Here is a 3,514-nt window from a genome sequence, read left to right as displayed (position 1 = left end):
GCCCGCGAGTCGATCGTCAGCGAAGTATCCAGCTCGCCCAGCGCCCGGTGCAACCGCCGGACAATCCCGTCGTCGTCGCTGCTGTGCGAGACGAAGTAGCTCGCGGAAGCGCCAGTCGTTGGCGAATCTCCCGTCGTTGAGCCTCCGCGATTGGCACTTCCGCCCGTGTTCTCGTTCATCGTGCCTCTCCCCTGGCAGCGTCGGTTTCTTTTCGGTTTCTCTTCGGCAAACGCCGGGCCCTCGTCCTTTGCCCACTAAGCTCGCCGCTTGCTTTTGCCCATTACAACAGCACTTAGCGCCGTAAGTCTACGCCAGATTCCTGTGCCTCGCCTGCGGTTGTTGCGGCGCGCGCGGCGGGCTGCGGCGACACGCACCCGAGGGCAAGCGCCAAGGCCCGGCCCGCGTCGCCGGCGCGACCGCGGTCGCCGATTCCTGCCCGTTTCGCGCGGCCGAGCGGGCGAGCGTCCGTCGTGCGGACAATGCAGCCGTTTTCCGCTAAGCTCACATTCGGTCAAAGGGAGCCCTACAGTAGAACGACTTGCGAAGGATCAAGAAGCGATGGAAGCCATTCGGCAATTCTATGAAGACGCACCGACCTCGATCGCCGTTCCCGAATCGCTGCGGCACAAGCGCCTTGAAGTCATCCTTCTCGTCCCGGACGCAGCGGAAAGTGACCAAGCCGGGGATTTGAAGGCTCTGCTCGCCGCCATGCCCGATGTTGGTGAGGACGCCGATTTCACCAGGCCAGCGGACTACGGGCGTGGAGATGCGGCGTGGGATTCCTGATCGACACCAACGTCCTGGCCGAACTGCGCAAGGGCGATCGCGGCGACCCAGGCGTGCAGGCTTGGTACGCGGGCATTTCCGCCGCCGATATCTACCTCTCCGTGATCGTTCTCGGCGAGATACGCCGCGGCACGGAGCTGCTGCGTCGGCGTGACCCCATCGCAGCGACAAGGCTGGACGCTTGGCTGACGACCCTGCGCGCCTCGGTGGGCAATCGTCTGCTGCCGATTTCCCAGGAAGTCGCCGATTCCTGGGGCCGCCTAGGGATTCCGGATCCGTTGCCGATGGCCGACGGTCTGCTCGCCGCCACAGCGCTGGTGCACGATCTCGTGTTGGTCAGCCGAAACACGCGCGATGTCGAGCGTTCCGGCGCGAAACTGCTCAATCCCTTCATTGGCCGCTGAGAAAGTTCGCCTTGTCTCCAGCACGGTCAGATATGCACTGCCGGCAGCGCTGGGAAATGATGTTTGCAGAGCGAAAAAGCAGGCGCCTGATCGCCATGAGCCGCGGCATCTACTGGCATGCCGTGGACAGAGATGACAGCATCGAAGGCCTGTTGGCCGGAAGAGCCTCCGGCGAGAGTCAGACCTTGTTCAGGAAATGCTTGGCCGCACGAGCATTGCGCCTGGCGGCCCGTCAGTAAAACGGCCTGCGGCGATGCTCAGACTTCGCTCAACTCCTGCGACAACTCGGGATGTTTGACGATCAGCCGCAACAGGCACAACACCGCGCCCGGCGGCGCAAAGCGCCCTTGTTCCCAGTCGCGCAGCGTCGCCACCGGGGTGCCGATGCGCTCGGCGAATGCCGCTTGCGACAGGCCGGACAGTTTCCGCGCCTGGCGAACCAGGATTTGCTCGCCCGTCGTGATCCGCCCCATCCCGTCCCTCGCCTCGGCAAGCGCCTGCCGCAGGTCCGGCAGCGCTTCACCGGCATCCGCCTCGATCGCCGCCGCCACCTTGTCAACGTCCATTCCCGCACCCTCCATCTCACACCACCTTGTTGATTTCGTCAGGACGCATGGTGCTACGGTCCGCCTTGCCATACGCCGCCACCAGCAGCACGACTTCCTGCGCGCTCAGATTGAAGTAGATCACCCGCACCCCGCCAGACTTGCCAGACCCGGCACGGCTCCAGCGAACCTTGCGCGCGCCGTCCGCACCAGGAATCACGTCCCCGGCGAGCGGATTCGCTGCAATCCAGTCGATAAAGCTCAGTCGCTTGTCTTCTGACCACAGCTTCGCGGCCTGTTTCTGGAATGTCGGGGTTTCGATCACCGTGCGCATGCCTTGAACTCTACGGGTTTCCCGTAGCATGTCAAGGCCGATCTTCACCTTGGAAGGCTCAAGGCGAGCTGATCGTCAGCGACGTATCCAGCTCCGACAGCGCCCTGTGCAACCGGCGGACAATCCCGTCGTCGCCGCTGCTGTGCGAGAGGGAGCAGGTCGCCGAAAAGGAGGCGGAAGGGGAAGTGGCACGGCAAGCGGAACGGGAAGGTCCCTGGCTTGCGTTTGCGGAATCGTTCCTGGTCGTTGTTCCTCCCCGCCAGCGGTGGCCGTTCGTTTCCCCTGGCACGATTCATTGGCGGAATTGTCGGCTCCTCGCTGCGGCGGGTCGCTTGAACTGCTTGCAGCACGTCCTGGCCGAAGCAGCGGCGGCCAGCGATGGCGACCCCGCCAATGCTCCTTTGACCGACCAATCGGGCTTTCCGCCTGTTCGGCTTACCGGCCGCTCAGCTTGCCCAGTTCTCGACTTGCAACCCCGGAATGCGCGAAAAATCGGCCGGGTTGGCCGTGACCAGCGTCGCTTCCACGGCCAGTGCGTGCGCGCCGATCAGCTTGTCCAGCGCATTGCGCGTGCGCTGCGGATCAGCCCGGCGAACGACGGCGTAGGCGCGCGCGGCGGCGGCATCGAAGGGGAGCACCACGAGATCGTTGAGCACCGCGTCGAGTGCTGCACGACGCGCTGCGCCGTCGCCGCCTGGCGCGATGACGCTGAATTCGAGTTCCGCCAGGCTGATCGCCGAGAGCAGCAAGTCACCGAAGTAGCACTCGCTGAAACGCCTGGCCAGCGCCGGATTCCCCTGCATGGCATGGATGCAGATGCTGGTGTCGAGCAGGTAACGCACCGCTTTCATCCCGGCTCGCCATTTCCGCGCTTGGCGGCGCCCCATGTTCCCCAATCGCGCTCAAGCTCCTCGCCCGCATCGGGACGTTCGCCATCCGGAAACCATCCCAAGGCGCCCATTGCCGAAAAGCTGTCGGCCAGCCCGGTGAGTCGGCGCAACGCCGGCCGGATCAGCAAGTCCCCTCCGGGCATCGCTTCGATCTCGACCTCCTTCACTCCCGGTGGCAATTGCAGCTCCAGCGGAATGCGCACCGCTTGCGAATTCCCGCTTCTGAACACCCGTGTCCGCATTCGTCGCTCCTGTCTCCTGTATATACCGTGCGCACATGGTACTCCTTTGCCGGGATGAGTACTCCTGCGAGCGAAAAGCTGAGTCATCCCGTACCCAGGGCGTAAGACAAAGCGGCGACGGCGGCAACTGCGCCAACCGCGCCAATGACCCACATCATGCGCTTTACGGCGCGCGGGCCAGCGCGCGTCGTTCGCGCAATCGGACCGGCGGCGGCCAGTTGCTCGAGCAGCAGGAGGATTTCGGCGGCGTCGCGGTAGTCGAGCCCCGGCGCGTCGGCGAGCGACGCGTTGCGCTCGCCGGCGACGATGGCGC

General features: G+C 64.7%; 7 protein-coding genes. 2 read left to right on the top strand and 5 right to left on the bottom strand.

The window, feature by feature from the left end:
- The first annotated feature begins 558 nt into the window (after positions 1 to 558).
- Together RKP46_RS13575 and RKP46_RS13570 are read left to right on the top strand one after the other, a co-directional pair.
- On the top strand, positions 559 to 786 hold the full coding sequence (locus RKP46_RS13575) for a hypothetical protein (RefSeq protein ID WP_300327678.1): 228 nt from the start codon (positions 559 to 561) through the stop codon (positions 784 to 786).
- Positions 774 to 1,190 carry a type II toxin-antitoxin system VapC family toxin gene (locus RKP46_RS13570; RefSeq protein WP_300327677.1) on the top strand — a complete coding sequence of 139 codons (417 nt, stop codon included), beginning with the start codon at positions 774 to 776 and terminating at the stop codon, positions 1,188 to 1,190. Before RKP46_RS13575 ends, RKP46_RS13570 begins: the two co-directional genes overlap by 13 nt.
- Before the next feature lie 257 nt (positions 1,191 to 1,447).
- On the opposite strand, the gene RKP46_RS13565 is transcribed toward RKP46_RS13570, so the two are convergent.
- The 5 genes from RKP46_RS13565 to RKP46_RS13545 form a co-directional block, all read right to left on the bottom strand.
- Positions 1,448 to 1,756 carry a helix-turn-helix domain-containing protein gene (locus RKP46_RS13565; protein ID WP_300327676.1) on the bottom strand — a complete coding sequence of 103 codons (309 nt, stop codon included), beginning with the start codon at positions 1,754 to 1,756 and terminating at the stop codon, positions 1,448 to 1,450.
- Positions 1,757 to 1,772: 16 nt separating this feature from the next.
- The gene (locus tag RKP46_RS13560; protein WP_311107125.1) at positions 1,773 to 2,069 is read right to left on the bottom strand and encodes a DNA-binding protein; all 297 of its coding nucleotides are present in this window, start codon (positions 2,067 to 2,069) and stop codon (positions 1,773 to 1,775) included.
- Between the two features lie 446 nt (positions 2,070 to 2,515).
- The gene (locus RKP46_RS13555) at positions 2,516 to 2,920 is read right to left on the bottom strand and encodes a type II toxin-antitoxin system VapC family toxin (protein ID WP_311107124.1); all 405 of its coding nucleotides are present in this window, start codon (positions 2,918 to 2,920) and stop codon (positions 2,516 to 2,518) included.
- The gene (locus RKP46_RS13550) at positions 2,917 to 3,201 is read right to left on the bottom strand and encodes an AbrB/MazE/SpoVT family DNA-binding domain-containing protein (RefSeq protein WP_300327674.1); all 285 of its coding nucleotides are present in this window, start codon (positions 3,199 to 3,201) and stop codon (positions 2,917 to 2,919) included. Before RKP46_RS13550 ends, RKP46_RS13555 begins: the two co-directional genes overlap by 4 nt.
- 83 nt (positions 3,202 to 3,284) lie before the next feature.
- The coding region (locus RKP46_RS13545) for a hypothetical protein (RefSeq protein ID WP_409194146.1) at positions 3,285 to 3,514 on the bottom strand (230 nt) is incomplete at its 5' end.

The organism is Accumulibacter sp. (genome assembly GCF_031732815.1).
Classification (GTDB): Bacteria; Pseudomonadota; Gammaproteobacteria; order Burkholderiales; family Rhodocyclaceae; genus Accumulibacter.
This window is presented reverse-complemented; position numbering and strand designations above follow the sequence as displayed.